20 protein-coding genes and 2 pseudogenes are annotated in these 20,784 nt (G+C 70.6%); 4 read left to right on the forward strand and 18 right to left on the reverse strand.

Going from position 1 to position 20,784, the window contains the following annotated elements; translation table 11 throughout:
* From GSE44_RS13275 to ugpB, 9 genes are all read right to left on the reverse strand, one after another.
* Positions 1 to 197 (reverse strand): hypothetical protein (locus tag GSE44_RS13275; protein WP_201306062.1); only part of this gene is annotated, 197 nt, incomplete at its 3' end.
* Positions 194 to 733 carry an NUDIX hydrolase gene (locus GSE44_RS13280; protein ID WP_235924796.1) on the reverse strand — a complete coding sequence of 180 codons (540 nt, stop codon included), beginning with the start codon at positions 731 to 733 and terminating at the stop codon, positions 194 to 196. The genes GSE44_RS13275 and GSE44_RS13280, both read right to left, overlap by 4 nt.
* 76 nt (positions 734 to 809) lie before the next feature.
* Positions 810 to 1,088, reverse strand: coding sequence for a hypothetical protein (locus GSE44_RS13285; RefSeq protein ID WP_159349319.1), 279 nt, complete (start codon positions 1,086 to 1,088; stop codon positions 810 to 812).
* 66 nt (positions 1,089 to 1,154) lie between these two features.
* Positions 1,155 to 1,475 carry a hypothetical protein gene (locus GSE44_RS13290; RefSeq protein WP_159349320.1) on the reverse strand — a complete coding sequence of 107 codons (321 nt, stop codon included), beginning with the start codon at positions 1,473 to 1,475 and terminating at the stop codon, positions 1,155 to 1,157.
* Positions 1,445 to 3,478 carry a glycosyltransferase gene (locus GSE44_RS26250; RefSeq protein ID WP_201306063.1) on the reverse strand — a complete coding sequence of 678 codons (2,034 nt, stop codon included), beginning with the start codon at positions 3,476 to 3,478 and terminating at the stop codon, positions 1,445 to 1,447. Before GSE44_RS26250 ends, GSE44_RS13290 begins: the two co-directional genes overlap by 31 nt.
* Before the next feature lie 53 nt (positions 3,479 to 3,531).
* Positions 3,532 to 4,599 (reverse strand): sn-glycerol-3-phosphate ABC transporter ATP-binding protein UgpC, encoded by a 1,068-nt coding sequence (gene ugpC / locus GSE44_RS13305; RefSeq protein ID WP_159349323.1) that lies wholly within the window; start codon positions 4,597 to 4,599, stop codon positions 3,532 to 3,534.
* A gap of 4 nt (positions 4,600 to 4,603) precedes the next feature.
* Positions 4,604 to 5,521 (reverse strand): sn-glycerol-3-phosphate ABC transporter permease UgpE, encoded by a 918-nt coding sequence (gene ugpE / locus GSE44_RS13310; protein WP_159349324.1) that lies wholly within the window; start codon positions 5,519 to 5,521, stop codon positions 4,604 to 4,606.
* Positions 5,521 to 6,402: a sn-glycerol-3-phosphate ABC transporter permease UgpA gene (gene ugpA / locus GSE44_RS13315; protein WP_159349325.1), complete on the reverse strand. Its 882-nt coding sequence runs from the start codon at positions 6,400 to 6,402 to the stop codon at positions 5,521 to 5,523. Before ugpA ends, ugpE begins: the two co-directional genes overlap by 1 nt.
* 49 nt (positions 6,403 to 6,451) lie before the next feature.
* Positions 6,452 to 7,801 carry a sn-glycerol-3-phosphate ABC transporter substrate-binding protein UgpB gene (gene ugpB, locus GSE44_RS13320; protein ID WP_159349326.1) on the reverse strand — a complete coding sequence of 450 codons (1,350 nt, stop codon included), beginning with the start codon at positions 7,799 to 7,801 and terminating at the stop codon, positions 6,452 to 6,454.
* Positions 7,802 to 8,082: 281 nt separating this feature from the next.
* Here ugpB and GSE44_RS13325 point away from each other — a divergent pair, with 281 nt between their 5' ends.
* Positions 8,083 to 8,580, forward strand: a complete 498-nt coding sequence (locus GSE44_RS13325) for a GvpL/GvpF family gas vesicle protein (protein ID WP_159349327.1) — start codon at positions 8,083 to 8,085, stop codon at positions 8,578 to 8,580.
* Positions 8,581 to 8,801: 221 nt separating this feature from the next.
* Positions 8,802 to 10,010, forward strand: a complete 1,209-nt coding sequence (pcaF, locus tag GSE44_RS13330) for a 3-oxoadipyl-CoA thiolase (protein WP_159349328.1) — start codon at positions 8,802 to 8,804, stop codon at positions 10,008 to 10,010.
* 39 nt (positions 10,011 to 10,049) lie between these two features.
* Here pcaF and GSE44_RS13335 read toward each other — a convergent pair whose 3' ends face one another.
* The 5 genes and pseudogenes from GSE44_RS13335 to GSE44_RS13355 form a co-directional block, all read right to left on the reverse strand.
* Positions 10,050 to 10,592 carry a hypothetical protein gene (locus GSE44_RS13335; RefSeq protein WP_159349329.1) on the reverse strand — a complete coding sequence of 181 codons (543 nt, stop codon included), beginning with the start codon at positions 10,590 to 10,592 and terminating at the stop codon, positions 10,050 to 10,052.
* Positions 10,498 to 12,330 (reverse strand): annotated as a pseudogene (locus GSE44_RS25705) (DUF6212 domain-containing protein). The gene GSE44_RS13335 and the pseudogene GSE44_RS25705 overlap by 95 nt, the downstream one beginning before the upstream one ends.
* Positions 12,331 to 12,379: 49 nt before the next feature.
* The gene (locus tag GSE44_RS26485) at positions 12,380 to 12,724 is read right to left on the reverse strand and encodes a glycosyltransferase (protein WP_408015107.1); all 345 of its coding nucleotides are present in this window, start codon (positions 12,722 to 12,724) and stop codon (positions 12,380 to 12,382) included.
* A gap of 262 nt (positions 12,725 to 12,986) precedes the next feature.
* Positions 12,987 to 14,372 (reverse strand): annotated as a pseudogene (locus GSE44_RS26490) (glycosyltransferase); the annotation flags it as partial.
* 666 nt (positions 14,373 to 15,038) lie between these two features.
* Positions 15,039 to 16,184 carry a glycosyltransferase family 4 protein gene (locus GSE44_RS13355; protein ID WP_159349333.1) on the reverse strand — a complete coding sequence of 382 codons (1,146 nt, stop codon included), beginning with the start codon at positions 16,182 to 16,184 and terminating at the stop codon, positions 15,039 to 15,041.
* 90 nt (positions 16,185 to 16,274) lie between these two features.
* On the opposite strand from GSE44_RS13355, the gene galE reads away from it, so the two are divergent.
* Positions 16,275 to 17,285 carry a UDP-glucose 4-epimerase GalE gene (gene galE, locus GSE44_RS13360; protein ID WP_159349334.1) on the forward strand — a complete coding sequence of 337 codons (1,011 nt, stop codon included), beginning with the start codon at positions 16,275 to 16,277 and terminating at the stop codon, positions 17,283 to 17,285.
* On the opposite strand, the gene GSE44_RS13365 is transcribed toward galE, so the two are convergent.
* The gene (locus tag GSE44_RS13365; protein ID WP_159349335.1) at positions 17,252 to 17,653 is read right to left on the reverse strand and encodes a hypothetical protein; all 402 of its coding nucleotides are present in this window, start codon (positions 17,651 to 17,653) and stop codon (positions 17,252 to 17,254) included. The genes galE and GSE44_RS13365 overlap by 34 nt on opposite strands.
* A gap of 64 nt (positions 17,654 to 17,717) precedes the next feature.
* Here GSE44_RS13365 and GSE44_RS13370 point away from each other — a divergent pair, with 64 nt between their 5' ends.
* Positions 17,718 to 18,389 (forward strand): hypothetical protein, encoded by a 672-nt coding sequence (locus GSE44_RS13370; protein WP_159349336.1) that lies wholly within the window; start codon positions 17,718 to 17,720, stop codon positions 18,387 to 18,389.
* 9 nt (positions 18,390 to 18,398) lie between these two features.
* On the opposite strand, the gene GSE44_RS13375 is transcribed toward GSE44_RS13370, so the two are convergent.
* The 3 genes from GSE44_RS13375 to GSE44_RS13385 are packed head-to-tail and all read right to left on the reverse strand — an operon-like array spanning position 18,399 to position 20,741.
* Complete coding sequence (locus GSE44_RS13375; protein ID WP_159349337.1) at positions 18,399 to 18,986, reverse strand: hypothetical protein; 588 nt, start codon at positions 18,984 to 18,986, stop codon at positions 18,399 to 18,401.
* Positions 18,970 to 20,046 carry a glycosyltransferase family 4 protein gene (locus GSE44_RS13380; protein WP_159349338.1) on the reverse strand — a complete coding sequence of 359 codons (1,077 nt, stop codon included), beginning with the start codon at positions 20,044 to 20,046 and terminating at the stop codon, positions 18,970 to 18,972. The genes GSE44_RS13375 and GSE44_RS13380 overlap by 17 nt, the downstream gene beginning before the upstream one ends.
* Positions 19,998 to 20,741: a glycosyltransferase family protein gene (locus GSE44_RS13385; protein WP_159349339.1), complete on the reverse strand. Its 744-nt coding sequence runs from the start codon at positions 20,739 to 20,741 to the stop codon at positions 19,998 to 20,000. Before GSE44_RS13385 ends, GSE44_RS13380 begins: the two co-directional genes overlap by 49 nt.
* Positions 20,742 to 20,784: the final 43 nt, after the last annotated feature.

The raw sequence follows: 20,784 nt of genomic DNA on the forward strand, positions 1-20,784 counted from the left end.
GGCGGCGGCAGGGGCGGCGCTTCGGCGGCAGGCGGCGCGGTGCGGCGGCGCGCCGCCCGACGCCGCGCCGGGCGGCGCGGGCGGTCCGGCACCGCCGCGGTCTCCTGCACGAGATGGAGGGTGGCCTGCCCCGCCGTACCCGCCAGGGGAACCGGCGTTCCCATGAGAAGGGCGGATAGGGCAAGTGTCGCGATCATCCGGCATCTCCCGCCAGGACAGGCCCGGGGAGGGGGCGCGTACCCCGCACATCCTCGGGCGGATTGAGTAGGGCCGGGCCGGGAAAGCCGCCGCCCTTGCGCCAGGCGTTCAACGCCCATCGGACGGTGGGGAAGGCAATTTCGCCCCAGGGGATTTCATCCCAGGAGAAAACGCGAACCTCGAGGCTCTCGGGACCAGCCGCGAAGCTGGGTTCGGCAAGCCGGGCGCGGAACAGCACCTGCACCTGTCCGAGCCGGGCGATGGAATAGACCGCGAGGATGCCGTCCAGCGCGATCCGCGCCTGCGCTTCTTCCCAGGCCTCGCGCTGCGCGCCCTCGTCGACCGTCTCATGCATTTCGAGGTAGCCGGCCGGGAGCGTCCAAAAGCCCGCGCGCGGCTCGATCGCGCGCCGGCACAGCAGCACGCCATCGCCCACGGCGACGACGGAGCCCACCACGACCTTGGGATTCTCATAGGCAATGAAGCCGCAGTCCGGGCAGGTCAGCCGGTCGCGGTCATCGCCTTCCTGGCGCATCTGCACGAAATGCCCGGCCATCACCGGAGAATGGCGACGGCAATCTGCCGTAACAAGAGTTTTCGGCAGGTGGAACCTAGACGCGGAGGTCCAGCAGCGAGCCGCGGGGCATGGGCGAGCTGGGGGCAGGCGGCACCGCTTCCAGCAGGCGCTGCGCGGGACTGGCCTGACCAACAGGTGCGCCGGTGGATCGGACCGGCTGCACCGGACCGATCCCGGTGGCGCGGGCGACATCCTGCGTGAACGCAGCCAGGGAGTTGGTGCTGATCATGCGCAGGATGATGCCCGAAAGACGTAAATCATCCCTTAACCGGCGGGCGGGGCGAGCCTTGGCGGGAAAGGCGGCGATGCGCATGGCCCAGCCTCCCAGGCCGGGCCGTTAACACTCCAACAATCTCTGGTTGCGATTTGCGCAGCGCCCTCAGAGGACCGGCTGCGGAAAGCGCTGGGTCTCCAGGAAGTCGAGCCGTGCCAGCAGGTCGTCGTCGCGGCAGAGCATCAGGCCCCGCAGCCCGGTGCCGGCCGGGCCATCCAGCTCCAGCTCCAGGAAGCGCGTCCCCTCCACCACCACGACCGGCATGGCAGTGGCATAGTCCCCCGCCGGCGGATGGGGGATGGCGGCAGCCCCGGCCGGCAGCGAATCCGCGAAGAGCGCCAGGTGGAGGCTGCTTCCGGCCGCCGAACGCAACTCCAGGTGCAGGCGCAGGAGGCCTACGGTTGCGGGCGGGATCGGCAGGCGCAACCGGGCGGGGCCCCTGGACAGGGGGCGCCCCAATCCTCGGCCGGCGCCCATCCGGCGCCCTCGCGGACCACCTCCGAAAGCGCCATGGCGCGGTCCGGCAGCATGGCATCCGTCCGCCGCATCGAGACGCGCATCCCAAGGGGCAGGGCCAGCCGCTCCGCCGGCGGCGTAACCGGAACGCTGCCGAAGCGCTCCACCGCCGAGAGGACCTGCGCCTGCACGGCCTCCCAGCGTCGGCGATTGGCGCGGCCGGCGACCACCCGCTCGGCCTCCGTCAGCGCCCCCGGCACGAAGAGTAGCCGCTCCACCGCCGCCACCATGTCAGGCTCGCTCCGCGGCTCGACGAAGACGGCGGCGTCCTCTGCCGACTCCAGCAGCGCGGAATGGCGTGGCACGACCGGCACCTTCCCCCAGGCGAGGCTTTCCGTCACCGGAAGGCCCCATCCCTCGTAATGGGAATTGTAGATCGTGAAGAGGCAGTCCCGGTACAGCGCCGCCAGACCCCCATCCGAGACATCGTGCAGCATCACCACCTGGCGGGACAGGTCCGGGCTGCCCTGCAGCAGGTTCATCGCCGCCTCGGCATGCCAGCCGGCCGCACCGACGCAGACGAGGCGTGGGATGCGCCCCGTGCCATGCCGCCGCACGAGGGAAAGCCAGGCGCGGAAGACCGTAAGGTGGTCCTTGCGGCTTTCGATCGTCGCGACGAACAGGATGTAGGATTCGGGCGGGCGGGGTGCGCCAGTGCCCTCCAGCGCCGCCGGATCGGGCGCTGCCTGGCCGCGCGGGTCTCCGTCGAGCCGCACCACCTCCATCGGCAGGTCGAGCCCCGGAATCAGTGCATCGAGGAAGCGCTGCCCATCCGCCCGGGTGCATTCGGAGTTGCAGAGCACCCCATGCGCATGGACGGCCATGCCGGCGAACCAGCGCACATAGTCCTGCACCAGCGTCCGCACGCAGTGCTCGGGCATGACCAGCGGCACGCAGTCATGCAGGAAGGGCACGTAGCGCAGGCCGCTGGCCCTCTGGGCCGCGCGCAGCCCTCGGAAATAGCCGGCGATGCCCCAGGAATTGCCGAGATTCACGAGCATGGCGCCCTCGGCGAAGGCATGGATGGGCGCGGCGGCAATCCCCTCGGTCACCGCGTCGCGGGCGGCGATCCAATCCGGGTCCTCGGTGCTCGCGCCTGCGCCGGCCAGGGCCAGAAGGGATGCGAGCCGGTCAGCCGGAACGGTCCGCCAGGCGGCCCGCGCCGCATCGAAGGCGACATAGGACGCCTCGGTCCCCGAGCGCAGCGCGGCACCCACGATGCTCGCTTGCACGCGCTGGATGCTGGTGAGGGTCCGGCGATGACCGAAATGCAGCAGCAGGTCGGTGATGTCGAAGGCAATGGCCCCGGCCGAGGTGCTGCCTCCCCGCGTGCCGACCGCACTGCCGGCACGCAGCATTGCCATGCGAGGGCGGGGAGGTGGCGCCAGCATGCTCGGCCGACGAAGCGCCGACGGCGGCTGCGCCAGCACGGGCACGGCCGGGGCGGGCGCCTGGGAAGGGGAAAGAGAAGTTGCCACGACACTTTCGGCCGGGCGGGGCGGCAGTGGCGGTGCGGGCGGGGCGGCGCCCGCCTCCTCCAGGCGGCGGAGCCCGTCCTCCGCCTCCCGCAGGGCGTCCTCGCCGGTCTGGAGCGTCAGCGCCATGGAATAGGCGCGCGCCGCTTCCTCCCGCCTGCCCAGCAGCCAGAGCGTATGGCCGCGATGGGTCTGCGGCGCGGATTCTGCCGGGGATTCCGCTGCCGCCCCGGCATAGGCCTCCAGCGCCGCCTCGAGCGTTCCTGCGGCACGCAGCGCATGGCCACGCCACAGGAGCGCCTGGAATGGCTCGGAGGAGCGTTCCGCCAGCTCGGCATAGTGGCGTGCGGCCTCTTCGGGCCGCTCTGCATGCCAGAGCCGCGCAGCATTGTCCCGCAGAGCGGAGAGGGGCGGGGTCTCGTCGGGCCAAGCATCCATCACGGAGATGGGTAGCCGGGGAGGGGCCCCGCCCGAAAGGGGAAAGGGCCGGATCAGGGCTCCAGCCGGCGTCCCGTTTCGGCATCGAACACATGCAGATGCGTCGGCGTCAGGCGAACGGGCAGGGACTCGCCGGAGAAGGCCCCCTGCAGCCGGGCCGTGACCGCCATCCCGCTGGCCGCGCGCCCATGTACCACCGTCTCCGAGCCCAGCGGCTCGATCAGCTCCACCGCCAGCGGGAGCGAATCGGGTCCGTCGCCCGTCTCGACATGCTCCGGCCGCAGCCCGAGCGTGAGGGGCATGCCGGCTTCGCCAGGGCGGGGGCCATCGGCGAAACGGATCAGCGTGCCGTCGCTGAGGCGGGCGGAGGCGTTGCCCTGGTCCAGCGTGGCGGGAATGAAGTTCATGGCGGGGCTGCCGATGAAGCCGGCGACATAGGTGTCGGCGGGCCGCTCGAAGATCTCCATAGGTGGCGCCACCTGGGCGGCACGTCCTGCATTCATCACCACCAGCCGGTCGCCAAGCGTCATCGCCTCCACCTGGTCATGGGTCACGAACAGGGAGGTGACGCCCAGACGCCGCTGCAGCCGCCGGATCTCGGCACGCATCTGCACGCGCAGCTTGGCATCGAGATTGGAGAGCGGCTCGTCGAAGAGGAACAGCGCCGGCTCGCGCACGATGGCCCGGCCCATGGCGACGCGCTGCCGCTGGCCGCCCGAGAGCTGCTTCGGCTTGCGGTCCAGCAACGGGCCAATGCCGAGGATCTCAGCCGCGGCCTTCACGCGCTTCTCGATCTCGGCCTTGCCCATGCCGCGTATCTTCAGCCCGTAGGCCATGTTCCCGAAGACCGACATATGCGGGTAGAGGGCGTAGTTCTGGAACACCATGGCGATGTCGCGGTCGGCGGGCTCGAGTTCGGTCACGTCGCGCCCGTTGATGACCACCTGGCCGGAAGTTGCGGTTTCCAGCCCGGCCACGATCCGCAGCAGGGTGGACTTGCCGCAGCCGGAAGCGCCGACGATCACCACCAACTCGCCATCGGCGACATCCAGTTCGATGCCGTGGAGCACCTGGGTAGCCCCGAAGGACTTCCGCACGTCGCGGAGGGAAAGAGTGGCCATGGATCTACTTCTCGGTCTCGGTCAGGCCACGGACGAACCAGCGCTGCATCAGCGCCACCACGAGCACAGGCGGCAGCAGGGCCAGCACGGCGGTGGCCATGATGGTGTTCCATTCGTTCTGGGAGTCGCCGCTCCCGATCATCTTCGACAGCCCTACCACGATTGTCTCCATCGAGCGGTCGTTGATGATGAGCAGCGGCCAGAGATACTGGTTCCAGCCATAAATGAAGAGGATGACGAAGAGTGCCGCGATATTCGTCAGGGACAGCGGCAGCACGACGTCCTTGAGGAAGCGAAGCGGCCCCGCGCCGTCGATCTTCGCCGCCTCCACGAACTCGTCGGGGATGGTCAGGAAGAACTGGCGGAAGAGCAGCGTGGCGGTCGCCGAGGCGATCAGGGGAATCACGAGCCCCGCCCAGGTGTTGCCTAGGTTGAGATCGACGATGACCTGGAAGGTCGGGATGATCCGCACCTCCACCGGCAGCATCAACGTGATGAAGATGGCCCAGAAGGCGGCCATCCGCCCGGGAAAGCTGAAGAACACCACCGCATAGGCCGAAAGGATGGAGATCGCGATCTTTCCCACCGCGATCAGCACGGCCATCAGAAGGCTGTTCCACAGCATGATGGAGGCCGGGGTGGTGCGGGTCCGCCCGCCGCCCTCGTTCCAGGCGGTCGCGTAGTTCTCGGTGGCATGCAGACCGGGCAGGAGTGGCACGTCTCCGCGCCCGATGGTGGCCGCGTCATGCGTCGAGCCCACCAGGGTCATCCAGATGGGGAAGGCCACGATCAGCACGCCCAGGATCAGCGCACCATGGGCAATGATCCTGGATATCAGCAGGCGCCGGCGCGTGGCGCGCAACAGCGCATCGTCCCGCACGGCCGGCACCCGGGCGGTGGCGGGGAGGGTGGTGCTGGACATCAGTAATGCACCTTCTTCTCGACCGCGCGGAACTGAATGGCCGTCAGCCCGATCACGAGGATCATCAGGATGACACTCTGCGCCGAGGAGGAGCCGAGGTTCAGGTTCTGCACGCCATCGACATAAACCTTGTAGATCAGCGTCTCCGTCGCCTTGGCCGGGCCGCCGCTGGTGAGGGCGTGGATGATGCCGAAGGTCTCGAAGAAGGCGTAGGTCAGGTTTACCACCAGCAGGAAGAAGGTGGTCGGGGAGAGCAGGGGGAAAATGATGGTCCAGAAGCGGCGCGCCGGGCGCGCGCCGTCGATGGCGGCAGCCTCGAGCACGCTGGCGGGAATGGACTGCAGCCCCGCGAGGAAGAAGATGAAGTTATAGGCAAGCTGCTTCCACGCCGCCGCGATGATCACCAGGATCATCGCCTGGTTGCCGTTCAGCCGGTAGTCCCAGGCGATGCCTATGGCATTCAGCCCGCGCCCAAGAAGCCCCACATTTGGCTGGAAGAGGAAAAGCCACAGCACCGCCGCGACGGCCGGCGCCACGGCATAAGGCCAGATCAGCAGACTACGATAGACAGTGGCGCCACGCAGCGACTTATCCGCCTGCACCGCCAGGAACAGGGCGAGGCCGAGCGCCAGCCCGGCCACGCAGCCGGAGAAGACGAGGCTGTTCAGCGCGGCGTTCACCCAGCTGGGGTCGGACAGCACTTCCTGGAAGTTCTCCAGCCCGACGAATTCGCGGGAGAAGCCGAAGGCGTCCTCCCGCAGCAGCGACTGGTAGATTGCCTGCCCCGCCGGCCAGAAGAAGAACACGAAGGTGACCGCCAGCTGTGGCGCCAGCAGGGCAAGTGGCAGCAGCCTGCCCTTGAAGATAACCTTTTTCTGCATGGCGCCCTTCGTGAGACCCGGCGGGTTAGTCCCGCCGGGTGCCATCCTGTCAGTTGTTGCGGTTGGTGCGCTCGAAATTCCGCAGCACCTGGTTGCCGCGGGTGTTCATGCTGGCGAGCGCCTGTTCCGGCGTCACCTGGCCCTGGAAGGCCCGCTCCATCTCTTCCTGGATGATGTTGCGGATCTCGATGAAGCCGCCGAGGCGGATGCCGCGGCTGTTCGGGGTGGGATCGCCGCCGCGCAGCATCTGCTCGATCGGAATGTCCGCACCCGGATTCTGCTGGTAGTAGCCGGCTTGCTTGCTCGCCTCATAGGCCGAGCGGGTCACTGGGACGTAGCCGGTGTCCTGGTGCCACTTCGCCATGACCGGCGGGCTGGTGATGTAGCGGTAGAACTCCGCCACTCCCCTTAGCTCCTCCGGCGTGCGGCGGGTGTTCGGGCCGCGCTGCATGGCCCAGAAGGCCGCGCCGCCGATGATGGAGTTGCGCGGTGCGCCTTCCACGCCCTCGTAATAGGGAAGCATCGCGGCGCCCCACTGGAAGCGCGCCTCGCGTGAGATCCGCGCGCGCAGGCCCGAGGAAGCGAAGGTGATGGCGCATTCGCCGGTGGGGAACACTGGATCGGCCGCGGAATCGCGGCCAGCGTAGCGGAAGAGCCCTTCCTTCTGCCAGTTCACCAGGTTCGTCAGATGGCGGACAAGCAGCGGGTTGGTCAGGTTCAGCTCGGCATTCAGCCCCTCGAAGCCGTTGGAGCGGCTGGCGAGTGGCACGTCATGGATGGCGAGCAGCTGCTCTACCATCAACCAGCTCGGCCAGGAGGTGGTCATGGGGCAGGCGATGCCGGCCGCCTTCAGCTTGCGCGCCGCTTCCTCCACGCCCTGCCAGGTGGCAGGGAAGGCGTTGGGGGCCAGCCCAGCGCGCTGGAACATGTCCTTGTTGTAGAAAGTGATGGCGGTGCTGCTGTTGAAGGGCAGCGCCATCATCTTCCCATCGGCGGCGGCATAATAGCCGGCGACGGGGCCGATGAAGTCGCGTGGATCGATGGCGACGCCGCTTTCGGCGATGATTTCGTGCAGCGGCTTCACCGCGCGCCCGGCGGACATCATCGTGCCCGTGCCGACCTCGAACATCTGCAGGATGTGGGGCGCCGTGTTCGCGCGGAATGCTGCGATGGCAGCAACGGCGGTCTCGGAATAGCTGCCGCGGAAGGACGGCACGACCTTGTACGCCGCTTGGCTGCCGTTGAAGTCGGTTGCCAGCTGCTCGAGCATCCCGCCTAGCGGCTGGTTCAGCCCGTGCCAGAATTGGATCTCAATCGGCTGCTGGGCGCGGGCCGTGAAGGGCATGGCGAAGAGGCTGGCCAGCGCGATTGCGCCGGCGGCAAGTTGGCGTCGCCGCATGTGTGGGTGAATCCTTCCCTCATATGGAGCCCCTGGCGGAGCGGTGGCCCGGGGATTACGCGCCCCGTGTTGCAGATAGACTACAATCTGATGACCGGTTTGTGGAAGGGCTGTCATCTCTTGTGGAAAGCCGGGCATCAACCTGACGTTCATCTGATTGCCTGCATCCTTGGCCAATGGAAAGCGACTCGCCCTTCCTTCTCCTTGGCGTGGCCTCGCGCGCGGTTCCGGGTCTGCCCTCAGTCAGCGCGGGGCGCCTCACCGGGCTAATGGCGGGACGGATGCGGCGCCGGCTTCCGGCGGCCGCATTGCGGCTGCCCCAGCCCCTGGGCTTCGGCGGCCTCGCGGAGGTCCGGTCCTGGCTGATGGCGCGGGAGGCCCGGTTGACCGCCGCTCTGCGCGTCCTGGCTGGGTGCCGCGAGGTCGGGCTGGAATTGCAGGAGGATGCGCCCCGCCATGCCGCCTGGCTTCGCGCACGGGACCGTGGGCTTGCGGGCGGCGCCTCCTCCAGTCCCGCACGCGCCGCCCGACGTGCCATGGTCGCGCGGCGAGTGGAGGCGATCCTGGCAAGCGAGGCCCGTGCCGCCGTGCTCCCCGATCCGGTGCGGGAGGAGCAGCCCGGAAGCTGGGCCGTGGCCGTTCCGGAGGCTGCCGTGGCGCGCCTGCGCGCCGCACTGGAGATGGAGGCGAGGAAGCTCGCCGGCACCGGCCTCACCCTGCATCTCCGCGCTACCGACGAGAGCACCGAACTTGCCCGCGCAGTTCTGCAGGACGGCTGACCCCTCGGTCCACGCCCCAGGGCCTGCGACCATTTCGCCCATGCGGTTGTCGAGAGCCCAAAACCTCCGCCCAGCTCCCGCGGGCTCGATCAGCTACCTCCCCGCGGGGCTTGTCCAGCGGCCCGGGGCGGAGCTGCACCCGAATGCCTGATCGCGCACCCCCTTGGCAGAGCGGCCCGGATGAGCTTCCTGACGCCAGACGCCAATCACCGGAGGACGCCATGGCCGAAGCCTTCATTTGCGACGCCGCCCGCACCGCGATCGGACGCTATGCCGGCGGGCTCGCCGCCGTGCGCGCGGACGACCTCGGCGCCGTCCCCCTGAAGGCGCTGATGGCGCGGAACGAGGGCGTGGACTGGGCCGCGGTGGACGACGTGATCTTCGGCTGCGCCAACCAGGCGGGCGAGGACAACCGCAACGTCGCCCGCATGGCGCTCCTGCTGGCCGGCCTGCCGGACACGATCGGCGGCAGCACGGTGAACCGCCTCTGCGGCTCCGGCATGGACGCGGTGGGCATCGCCGCCCGCGCCATCAAGGCGGGGGAGGCGAGCTTCATGATTGCCGGCGGCGTCGAGAGCATGACTCGCGCGCCCTTCGTCCAGGGCAAGGCGACCGAGGCCTTCAGCCGCTCCGCCGAGATCTATGACACCACCATTGGCTGGCGCTTCGTGAACCCGCTGATGAAGTCGAAGCATGGCGTCGATTCCATGCCCGAGACCGCCGAGAACGTCGCGCAGGACTTCCAGGTGAACCGCGCGGACCAGGATGCCTTCGCCCTGCGCAGCCAGCAACGCGCCGGCGCCGCCCAGAAGGCTGGCCGCTTCGCCGAGGAGATCGTTCCCGTCACCATCCCGCGCCGCAAGGGCGACCCGGTGGTCTTCTCCCAGGACGAGCACCTTCGTCCCGACACCACCGCTGAGGCGCTGGCGAAGCTCGGCACGCCCTTCCGCAAGGAAGGCGGCAGCGTGACCGCCGGCAATGCTTCGGGTGTGAATGACGGCGCCTGCTCGATCCTTCTGGCTGACGAGGCGATGGCGAAGCGCCAGGGCCTGACGCCGCGCGCCCGCGTGGTGGCCAGTGCAACCGCCGGCGTGCCGCCCCGCATCATGGGCTTCGGCCCGGCCCCGGCTGCGCGCAAGGTGCTGGAGAAGGCGGGGCTCAAGCTCTCGGACATGGATGTGATCGAGCTGAACGAAGCCTTCGCCGCCCAGGCGCTGGCCGTGACGCGCGACCTCGGCCTGCCCGACGATGCCGAGCATGTGAACCCGAATGGCGGCGCCATCGCTCTTGGCCATCCACTGGGGATGAGCGGCGCACGCCTGGTGCAGACGGCGGTGCATGAGCTGCACCGGCGCGGCGGCCGCTATGCGCTCTGCACCATGTGCATCGGCGTCGGCCAAGGTATCGCCATGATCATCGAGCGGGTCTGAGCCGCCGCTGGCCGCCCCGGCCTGGTCGGGGCTGCCAGTTCATGCGCCCGGGCCGGCCGCCTCGGGTGCCACGGGGCGGCCTGCCTCATCCAGCAGAAGCTTCGCCGTGGCGATCCATTCGCCGGTTTCCGCGACGGAGAGGCCAGCCTGCCGGCATGCGTCCTCGGCCAGGCGAGGCAGCACGGAAATCAGCGCCTGCATCATCGCGGCGTCGCGTTCGTCGGTGATCGACGCAAGGAACTCCTGCAGCTCCGGTAGGGTGATCCGCAGGAACGGGCCGAACTTGTCGCTGGCCCGGCCCAGCCAGTCCCGAAACATATGCGGCCAGCCAGGCGCCTGCCGGAACTCCAGCCGCGGCTCGCCATCCTTGCTCGCCAGCTTTAGCCGCAGCGCCGCCCAGCGTGCCGGACCGGCGGCGAGGCTGGCCACGGTCAGCTCGAGGTGGCGGTAGGACTCGCCTGGCAGATACTGGTGCAGGCGCACCGCCTCATAGCGCGCCGCGGGGCGCGGCTTCCGCAAGGCCGCGGGGGCGGGCGACGCCGAGGGTCGCTTCGCCGCCACGCCGGTGGGTGGTCGCTGCATCGGCTCCGACGCCTTCGCGGCCGGCGCGCCGGGTGGCGGCGGCACCGCAAGGTTTGGTGGCGCGTAACGCGGGGTCGCCGGGGTGGGGCCCTTTGGGGTTGCCGGCGCTGGCGGGGCAGATTCCTGGGCCGCAATCACCCGCTTTACGGTCTGATCTGTCGTGTCGGGCGGCACCCCAAGGTCCGGTGCGGCGCTCGCAGGTGGAGAGACGGTTGGGTCCGTGGCGGAGGTCGGAACCATCGGCGGAAGGGCCTCGCGCGTCGCACCGCCTGCGGCGGCAACTCGAATCGGAGCGCTCGGCTCCGGCGGCACGGGCTCGCGGTGGAAAGGGAAGCACGGCCGGCTGTGCCGGCCGTGGCGTGGCTGCCCTTCCAGTCGGTGACGTGATGCCAATGTCATGCCGATCGGCCGATAGCCTGAGGGACACCACCTCGACGGCGGCCTCCTCGGGACCCGCGCGTAAGCCGATCACGAGGCAACCCTGCCCGTCCGGAAGCGGTGCCAGGGGGAGGGTCAGCTCGCCCCCGTCCTCCGGAAGTACGCGCCAGCCCGTCTCCGCCGCCGCGCCGCCACGCTGCTCCAGCGCAGCCAGGTCGGACGGCGCATGATCGGCCGGGTAAAGCCAGGCCGAAACCACAGCGCCGGACCCGGTCGGCTCGGCGAAGGCGATCCGTACTCGGTCCAGCCCTGGGCCGTGCAATCCGGGCAGCATCAGAACCGCCTGCTCTCCCGCATGGGCGCGCAGCAGCGGTCGAGGGGACTCCTCGCCCAGTGCCACCAGATCCATCTGGCCCGCCAGGGGCCGTGCCGCCGCCCAGGTCGCGGAGGGCAGGGCAAGCGGAACCATGCGAGGCGGTGCGAGCCCGACATCCCCCGGCGCCCAGAAGGCGGGCGCGAGGTATCGGTCCCCGGGCTCCCCGGCTTAAGCCCGCAGCGCCAGCGGGTGGTCGCCGGAGGCGCCGGCCCAGCGCGTATCGCGCGACAGCCCGGGCAGGCCGCTGCCCTCAGGCAGGATTTCGAGCACGGCCGTCTCCCGTAGCGGGCCGGTCGGGGTGGGCAGGTCGAGCGTCAGCCAACCCGTGGCGAGCGCGGCTGCAGGCCCCGCCCAGGCGCCGGCCACGCGGTCCGTCTCGCCACCCCGTAGCCGGAAGTGCAGCTGTCCGCCGCCCTGGCCGGGGCCGGTGACATGCACAGCCAGCGCGGCCAGTGCGGCGAGACCGGTCCCGAGGATATGCCGCGCCGTGCCCGTCACCGGCGAGCCATTCCCGATCTCGCCCGAGAGGACGAGGCGTGGCGCGACCGGCGGACGATGCGCCATGACACGGGACACACCGGCCATGGCCTCCCGCGTTTCCTCCAACTCCTGCCGTGCTGCCACCAGCGCCCGTCCCGCGGTGGCCTCGCGTGCCTGGGTGGCGCTCATCTCCCCCGCCAGGATCGGGACCAACCCGGCCAGGGCGGCCTGGCCCGTTGCGGCCAGCAGGAAGGGCGGCGCAGGCAGGCCGGATACCTCGGTCCACCAGCGCGTGATGGGCAGGACGCGCAGCCTTTCGGTGGCAACCAGGGCGATCATGCCCATGGGCGGCGTCTCCAGCGCCACCGAGGCGGCCGGCTCCGGCGCACGGGTTCCGGCCGGATGGAGCAGGATCGCACCGCCGCGGCTGGAGGCGAGCCAGACCTCCAGCGCCGGGGAGGCGAGGGGCGAAGGGTCCATCACCCCCTCGGCCACCAGCAGCATTGGACCACCGCCGGCCAGTCGGAAAGATGGACGGGGTCGGCGCGCAGGGTCACGGAGAAGGAACCTTGTCCAGTCGGTCCAGGAGGGCCGTCATGTGCCGCTCCCAGCCAGGGAGGGCGACGGCGTGTGTGGCGGCGGCGCGGGCGGCCGCCCGCAGTGCCGCGCGGTCCGCCGAAAGAGCGGCAAGGCGCTCGGCGAAGCCCGAGGCGACCGCCGGGTCGAGCTGGGTCGGGATCAGGAAGCCGTCGGCCCCGTCCGACACCATCTCGTGCACCGCCCCCGTCCGGGTCGCCACCGGCACGCAGCCCATGCGCTGCGCCTCCAAGATTGGTGAGGGGCGATCCCTCGAAGCGCGAGGGCAGTACGAGCACGTCCGCCCAGGCGAGAAGCGCATCCAGCGCGGCGGGGTCCCTGGGCGGCGGCTCGATTGAAAGGCCCGGGATGTCCCCCAGACCCCCTCCCAACACCGCGCGGCCGGCGGCGCGCCATTGGGTCCCGGGCGTCAGCACCACGATGTCGCGCAGCCGGTCTAATCCCTTTTGCGGATCCAGCCGGCCAAGGAACAGCGCGCGCAGCGGCCCGCTGCGCCGCGCCCGGTCGGCGATCGCGGCCTCAGCCGCCCCCGGCGCCGTCGCATGGCCGGGGCCATTCGGTATCACGAACACCTTTGATTCCGGCAGCCCCTGGGCAATGCACCAGTCGCGCAAACCTTCGGAGACAACGGCGACCGCATCATAGGTGGACTCCTGCGCCAGCACCGCATGGGGATGACCCAGCGGCGCGCCGGACGCATCCCGCTCCACCAGATGCAGCCCGGCCACGACAAAGGTCCCGAGGCTGCGGAGCGCGCCCGCGATGGCATGGGCGCCCTGGGAATGCGTCGCCAGCACCGCCCGCATCGGCGCGGCCTGCCCCAGCGCGTCGCGCGTCTCCGCGACGCCTGGCAGCGGAGCGCCCAGATGGGCGGCCAGTGGGTCCTGCCCCTCGATTCCGCCGGGCTGGGGGAACTGCACCGTCTCGAAGGCGGCAACGGCGTCGGGCGGCAGCTGCGCGCGGTCCGCGCCGGTCACGAAGAGATGCGGCCGCCAGCCCCGGCGGCGCAGGACCCGGGCGTAATTCGCCAGCACCCGCTCCACCCCGCCCTGCTCGAAGATCGGGACCATCAACCCGATGTCGCGGCCCTCGGCAGGTGCCTGCCAGGGCAACACCGCGCCCGCGCCGATCAGCTCCTGGTATCCGTCATGGGCCCTTGCCCGGGGGCGGCGCCAGTCGCCGCGCCATTCGCCATGGTCGGGGTGCCGCGTGGCGAAGGCCTCCGCCAGGGACGCATATTCAGCCTTCGCCTCCTCCAGCACGGGCGGTGCGGCATGGGAGATTCCAGCGGGCAGGGTGACGCGAAGGGTGGCCGCGCGCCGCGTCACGGCCTCGAAGGCTGAGCCGACCGCGGCCTCCTCCTGCCATGCGGCGCCCCGCAGGACGAGGAGGACGGCTTCGCCCGGGATGGGCCCGCCACCTCTTTCGAGCGCAAGGGTTTCCCCGATCCCCGCCGAGAGCGTCACGGCCACGGCATCCGTGTGGCGCAGCAGGATCTCGGACTGCCAGAGCATGTTGTGCAGCAGCTTGCCGGCCCGCAGCGCCTCCAGCGCTGTGTCGGAGGCAAAGACGTGGAAGGGCGGCGCATGCACCGCCTGCGGATGCCGGCTGGCCTCCACCAGCAGCCGGCGCGCCGCGGCGCGTGGCAAGGGCGGGCGCGCCGGGCGGAGCGGGTCCACCACCGGTTCCGCCAACGTTCCGCCGGATCGGTGCAGAAGGAAGCGCGGCACCTCGGCCGCCTCCAGCGCCAGGAGCCGGCGCGGGTCCAGCGGCGGCCGGAGCCGGTCCCGCATGCCGGAGAGGATCGCCGCCCGGCGTCGCTCCGCTTCCAGCCGCATGCCGCCGGCCCGGCGCCGGTATCCGAAGCCGGCCATGGGGAGGTGACGTCCGCGAAAACCGGCGCCGGCAGCGCGCAGCCAGAAGTCCCAATCCTCGAAGCCGTGGCGCATCGTTTCATCGAAGCGGATCCCAGCCTCGAACACCGCGCGGGAGATGAGGCTACCGGCGTCGCTCGTATTCTCCAGGAGGTGCAGGAACAGGCTGTGCTCCCCGGCCGCGGAGGCGTGCTCTGGAATGCCGAAGAAGTCGAAGTCCGGGTAGATCCAACCTGTCTCCCGCCCGGATTCCTCCAGCAGCTCGGCGGCGCGGTCGATCAGCCAGGGACCCAGCCGGTTGTCCGAGTCCAGCAGGAACACGGCGCGGCAGAAGGGCCAGGCGCGCAGGGCGAAGTCGATGCCGGTGTTGCGGGCGGCGGAAAGCCCCCCATTCGCACGCCGCAGCAGGTGCACCTGCCCGGGGTTCCCGCGGGCGAGGCGAAGCGCTGTCTTCCGGGGTTCCCGCGGGCGAGGCGAAGCGCTGTCTCCCGGGTTTCCGGCATGGGGCAGCCGTCGTCCACCACCAGCGCGGCAATGCGGCGGCGCCCGCGCTGCGCAAGGACGGATTCGACCGCCTCGGCCAGAAGGGCGGGCTGGCGATGGCTGGGGATGACCACCACGATCTCGGGAGGGAGCTCGGCGCCACGCCACTGGTCGGTTGCATCCTGTTTCAGCCCCGTCGGCGCCTGCATCCGACGATCCGTCCCCCGATCCCTGGTCGATATGGAGGGCCGCAGTATCTCACCCGACCCCGAACCCGCCAAGCGGAGGTGCCAGCAGCCGTCTGAGCCTGGCGAGGTAGCGCGCGGCCATGTCCTCTGCCGTGCCCGACGCCGCGAGGCGCAGGGCGAATTCCACCCGCGCCAGGACCGCATGGCCGCCCCCCACCGCCTCCGCCAGGGCATCGGCCATCTCTGCCGCATCATCGCCCCGCACCAGGGAACCGGCCGCCGGGCCGAGCGCCTCCAGCGCCTCCGGGCTGGCCACCACTGGCAGCCCCCAGGATGCGGCCTCGAGGAAGGCGAGCGGCGCCCCCTCCAGCCGCGAGGGCAGGAGGAGCGCATCCACCGCCGCCAGCAGCTCCGCCGGCCGCGAATGACGCCCGAGCAGCCGCAGCGGATGCCCGTCCGGCGCCGCGTTCCGCAGCATCTCAGCGAGTGAGCCGGTGCCCGCGCTTGTGATCACTCCGTTGGACCGCCGGGCGAAGGCTTCGGCCAGGAGGGGCAGGCGGTCTGCGCCCTTGGCCTCGTCGAGCCGCCCAAGGAAGAGCGCCACCGGCGTCTCCCTGGAAAGGCCGAGCCGGGTCCGCAGGTCTTGGCGCGCCGTGTCCCGATCCAGTGCGGGCCGCGGATCGACACCATTGGGTATGGTGGCCACGCGGCCGGGAGGCAGGTTCAGATAGCGCGCGAACCGCTCCGCCGTGGGGGCTGAGGCAGCCACCCAGTCGGCCCGGATCGCCGCCGCGGCCGCCAGGGCCTGCTCGTCCAGCCCGGGCGGGCGCTCCGCCCCATGTGGGGCGAGATGGGCGACGATCAGGGCCGGGATGCCGGCCTCCGCCAGCGCCTGCATCGCCCCGCCGCCCCGGTCCGGCCAGGGCAGGGGGAGTAGCGCCGCATCCGGCCGTGCAGCCGAGAGAGCCGTCCGGGTCGCGCCCGCCTGGGCCTCGCGCGCTGTCTCCACCAGCCCGCGCCGCCAGGTGACCGGCAGGTCCCGCACGCTCCGGCCGGGCGCCGCCACGAGCGGGTACAGGGCCGTGCCGGCCGCCACCGTCACCGCCACCCCCGCCGCCTCGGCCGCGGCGCAGAGCCGCAGAGTATGGGCTTCGGCGCCGCCGAAGCGGTCACCAGGCAACAGCACCAGCAGCCGCCGCATCCGCAGGATCGTCACAGGTTAAGAACACCCCTCGCCAAGCACCCTATGATGCGGGCGACCCCCCCTCTACAAAGGGGGACCCGACTTGGACAGCTGGGAGCACGGATGGGACGATACCTTGTAACGGGCGGAGCCGGCTATGTCGGCAGCCATGTGGTCCTTGCCCTGCTCGACCGCGGCGATGATGTGGTGGTGTTCGACAATCTGCGCCAAGGCCATCGCGCCGCGGTGCAGCCGGGGGCAAAGCTTGTCGTCGGCGACCTTTCGGACCGCGCGATGGTCCGCGAGGTGCTCGCCGGCTGGCGCTTCGACGGCATCCTGCATTTCGCGGCCCTTTCCCTGGTCGGCGAGAGCATGCGCGAGCCGCTGCGCTATATCGCGGAGAATGTCGGCAACACCCTCTGGCTCGCCGAGGAAGCGGTGAAGGCGGGGGTGATGCGCTTCGTCCTCTCCTCCACGGCCGCCCTGTTCGGCCTGCCGCAGCGCATTCCCATCGACGAGGAGGAGCGCAAGGACCCCGTCTCGGCCTATGGCGAGTCCAAGCTGATGGCCGAGCGTGGACTGGAATGGGCTGATCGCGCTCTCGGGCTCCGCTCTGCCGCGCTGCGCTACTTCAACGCCGCCGGAGCTGATCCGGGCGGACGGCTGGGCGAGGACCACAATCCCGAGACGCATCTGATTCCGAACGCGATCAACGCCGTGCTCGGCCTCGGTCCGCCGCTGACCGTCTTCGGCACCGATTACGAGACGCCCGACGGCACCGCGATCCGCGACTACGTGCATGTGGCCGACCTGGCGGATGCGCATCTGCGCGTGCTGGACCGGCTGAAGGACGGCCCCTCCTGCCGCTACAATGTCGGCAGCGGCACCGGCGCCTCAGTGCTCGAGGTGATCGCGGCGGTGGAACGCGCGGCCGGGCGCCCGGTGCCACATGTCCTGGGCCCGAGGCGAGAAGGGGATCCGGCTGTGCTGGTCGCTTCCAACGACCTGCTGCGGCGGGAGACGGGCTGGACACCGCGTCTTGGCGCGCTGGATGACATCGTGGGCACCGCCTATGCTTGGCGGGCGCGGCACCCGAAGGGCTATCTCGGCCCTGTCGCGGAGGTTGCGGCCTGAAGCGGATCGTTTTCACCGGCGACGTGCTCCGCCCGGGCGAGACTGTATTCCGCCCGGCGCAGACCGAGAACATCCGCTGGTTCCACCGCCTCGTGCGTGCCCAGGTCGCGGCGGCGACACGCTGCCCCGTCAGTGCCGTGACATGGGGCGAGGGCATCGACACGGAACGCGTCTACGAACTCTGGGGCGCAGAGAAGAGCTGGCGCGGCTGGGCCGCGATCTTCGACGCCGGCTTCGCGCCCGACGGCGTGGTGGTGGCGCTGGAGCGCGCCTTCGCCGATGCGGTGGTGGTGGGCTTCGAGCTTGCGGAAGCGATGAAGCGCATCCTCAGCCTGCTCGGGATTCCCTTCATCGATTTCAGCGTCCATCCGGTCCGCTTCCTCCAGGACATCTTCTTCGCGGTGCAGACGAATGACGCGGCCGTGTTAGGCAATGCTGCCCGACCATACGGACAGCGGCGCATTTCTCGGCCCCGCGGGGTTGCTCGCTGCCACGGCGTTGAAGTTCAGGCCGGAGCTGCGTCCGCGCGGCGAGAACTTGGTGGTGGGGCAGACGCGGATCGACCGCGCACTGGTGCGCGGAGGGCGGGTGGTGGACCTGTCCGACTTCGGGCCGGCGCTGCGCGAAGCTGTAGGCGATGGAGGCGTGACCTTCAAGCCGCATCCTTATGCGCATAGCGACTTCGGCCTGCTGTCCACCGGCATCTCGCTGCGGAAGATGAACCTCACCTATGAGAACGTCTATGCACTGATGGCCTCGAAGGGGATCCGACGCGTGGTGGGGGTCAGTTCCTCGGTGCTGACCGAGGCGCGGTATTTCGGGCTGGAGACGCGAACCCTCTACGATTCGCCCTTCGACCTTCCCGAGCGGCGGTCCGATGCAGTGCCGGGCCAGCATCTCAGCATCGTGGATGAATGGGGCGATGCGGATTTCTGGCGCCGCATCCTCGCGCCGCTGGTTTCGGTCACGCGCCCTGACGGGCAGCGCTTCCGCCGGGCGCCGAATGCGCTGCGGACCTCGCTGAAGAACTTCTGGGGCTACAACGAGCTGACCACGGACTACCAGGTGGCGATCGCGCGGCCCGAGCGGCGCCCGGCGATCTAGAGCCGGAGATTACAGGCTTCGGCCGCCGATCCGCTCCGCCACCACGCGCCGCACGCCCACGCCCAGCCGGCGCGGGTCGCGGCCGCGCGGGTCGCCGATGCTCGGCCCGAGGATGACGAGCCCCAGATTGACGCCCGCCACCTCGTGCCCTTCCCAGAGCGCGGCGAGGGTTGCGCGGCTGCCATCCACCCACACTGGGGTGAGGCGCAGCGGCTCCCCATCCGCCAGGATGCTCACCGTATCCAGCTGGGACGGCTCGTCGAAGGGAAAGAGGAGGTCCAGTTCGAGCGCCACGGCGCCGAGGCCGAGATCGGGCACGATGATGGAGGCGGCCGGCGCAAGCCCGCTCCAGCGCCAGCTCTGGTCGCCGTGCCGCTCGGCCGGGTGCCAGCCGAAGCCGGTGAAGTCGGGATCGGCCGCCTTCACCTCGTGGCGCGCGGCAGGCAGGGGCGGCGGCGCGCCGCGGTCGCCCGGCATCTGGCGGAGCGGATCGATCTGCAGCCAGTCACCCCGGCTGCGGCGGGTCTCGGTCGCGGCCTGCCAGGCAGCCTCGGCCCGGGCCTCGATGCGCCCGACCTCGTCAATCAGACGTTCCATCGCTCCCCGCATGGACGGGGGCAGCTGGGACAGCTCGCTCCCCATGCGCTCGCGCAATGCCATGCTGCCGATCCGGGCGGCGGCGGCATCCAAGGCTTCGTCCGCCTCGCGCATGGCGGTGAGGTCCAGTCCGTCGCTGGGGGTCTCGAGGGGCATGGAACGCTCCAGCTGGTCTGGCGGCACGCGGCGCCATGGCGGCGGCGCTGGCGTTGCGGGCGATGTCGGCGAGATGCCGGAGGGCGGCCTGCGCGGCCGGCTGGCCGAAGCGGGAACGCCCAAAGCGGAAGGCGCCCTCGCCGATCCGGCGGCGCCAGTGCGGGTCCCGGATCAGCCGGCCCAGATGGGCGACATACTCGGCGCGGGACCTCGCGACCAGATAGGCCTGACCCTCTCCGCCATGGAGGCCGTAGGCGCCCTCCTCGGTGAGCACGGAGAGAAGGCCGCGGCAGAGATATTCCACTGTCTTGATCTTCACCCCGCCGCCGTAGAACACGGGATTGATTCCGACATCTGCGGCGTCGAGGAAGCCGGCCAGATCCTCCACCTCCCCATGCAGCCGGACGCCCGAGCCCGAGGGGATGGTGACGGCATCACAGACCCGGCCTGCAATGTGCAGTTCCGCGCCCAGGTCGCCGACGGCGAGCCAGACCTGCGCCAGGAACCAGCGCAGCCCGTCCCGGTTCATCGGGCTGTCGCCGCCGACGAAGACGATGCGGCGCACGGCGCGCGTGGTGTCGGCCGGGGTGAGGTCCGGCAAGGTATGCGGCAGGAGCAGTGAACGGCCGGGCAGGGCGTCCCGCAGCAGCGCGTGTTCCGTCTCCTGAATGGCGAGAACCTGCTCCAAGCCATCCATTATTCCGAGCTCCTCCAGGAGGCTGATTCGGAGGAAGTGCTCGCGCCCGAAATGCTCGAAGTTCCGCGACCGCAGCGACATGACGTCATGCGTGTCCAGCACGCGCAGCGGCGGGGCAGGGCGGGCGTGGCGCAGGTAGGAAAGGCGGATGTACTCGATCACCACGGCCTCGTAGGAAGCCTCCGCCAGCAGCGCCTCATAGGCCACGAAATGGGCGGCATCAAATGCTGCCGTTCGAAGGAGGTCAGCCGTGCATGGGGCGGAACCAGGCCTGCGACACGGCCTCCTGGACCGCCCATGGAAGCGAGCAGCCGCCCACGTCGCCCAAGGATGCGGCTGGCCGCGGCATCATCCGCCGGACCGGCCTTGCCGAGGAACAGCACGTCCACATCCATCTCGCCGCGCGCCACCCGCAGCATGGCGGCGATCCTTGCCTGGTTGCCCAGGCTCTCGCGCCAGAAGGGGATGTCCGTCACCAGCAACGCGCGGGGCCGTGCGATCAGCCGCTCCAGCGCCTCCCGGAAGCGGAAGGGGGCGAACTGGCGGCGCACCGTGCGGGCATAGCGCGCGGCGAGGGACGCGCTTTCCCGCGCCACCTCCTGCCGGAAGCGCGGCTCCGCCGCGCAACGCTGCGCCAGGGCGGCGGTGGCCACCGCGTCCGGCGCGGCATGGAAGGCGGCATGGGCGCCAAGGCCGCGGAAGGCCTCGGCCGTGCCGATAACCGGGCGGCCATGAGCCAGCGCCTCCACCGTCTTGATCTTCAGCCCGGTGCCGCCCTCATGCGGGTTCACGCCCAAGTCCAGCGCCAGGTAGAAATCCTTCGGCTCCCCGACGCCGACCGGGACGATCCCCGGCCGTGCCGGCCCGGCGTAGCGCGTGGCGCCGTCCGCGACATGCAGCACGGCGCCAGCCTCAGCGAGGGCCTCCGTATCCAGCGCCGCGATG

It is taken from the genome of Muricoccus harenae, from assembly GCF_009848505.1.
GTDB classification, from domain to species: domain Bacteria; phylum Pseudomonadota; class Alphaproteobacteria; order Acetobacterales; family Acetobacteraceae; genus Roseomonas; species Roseomonas harenae.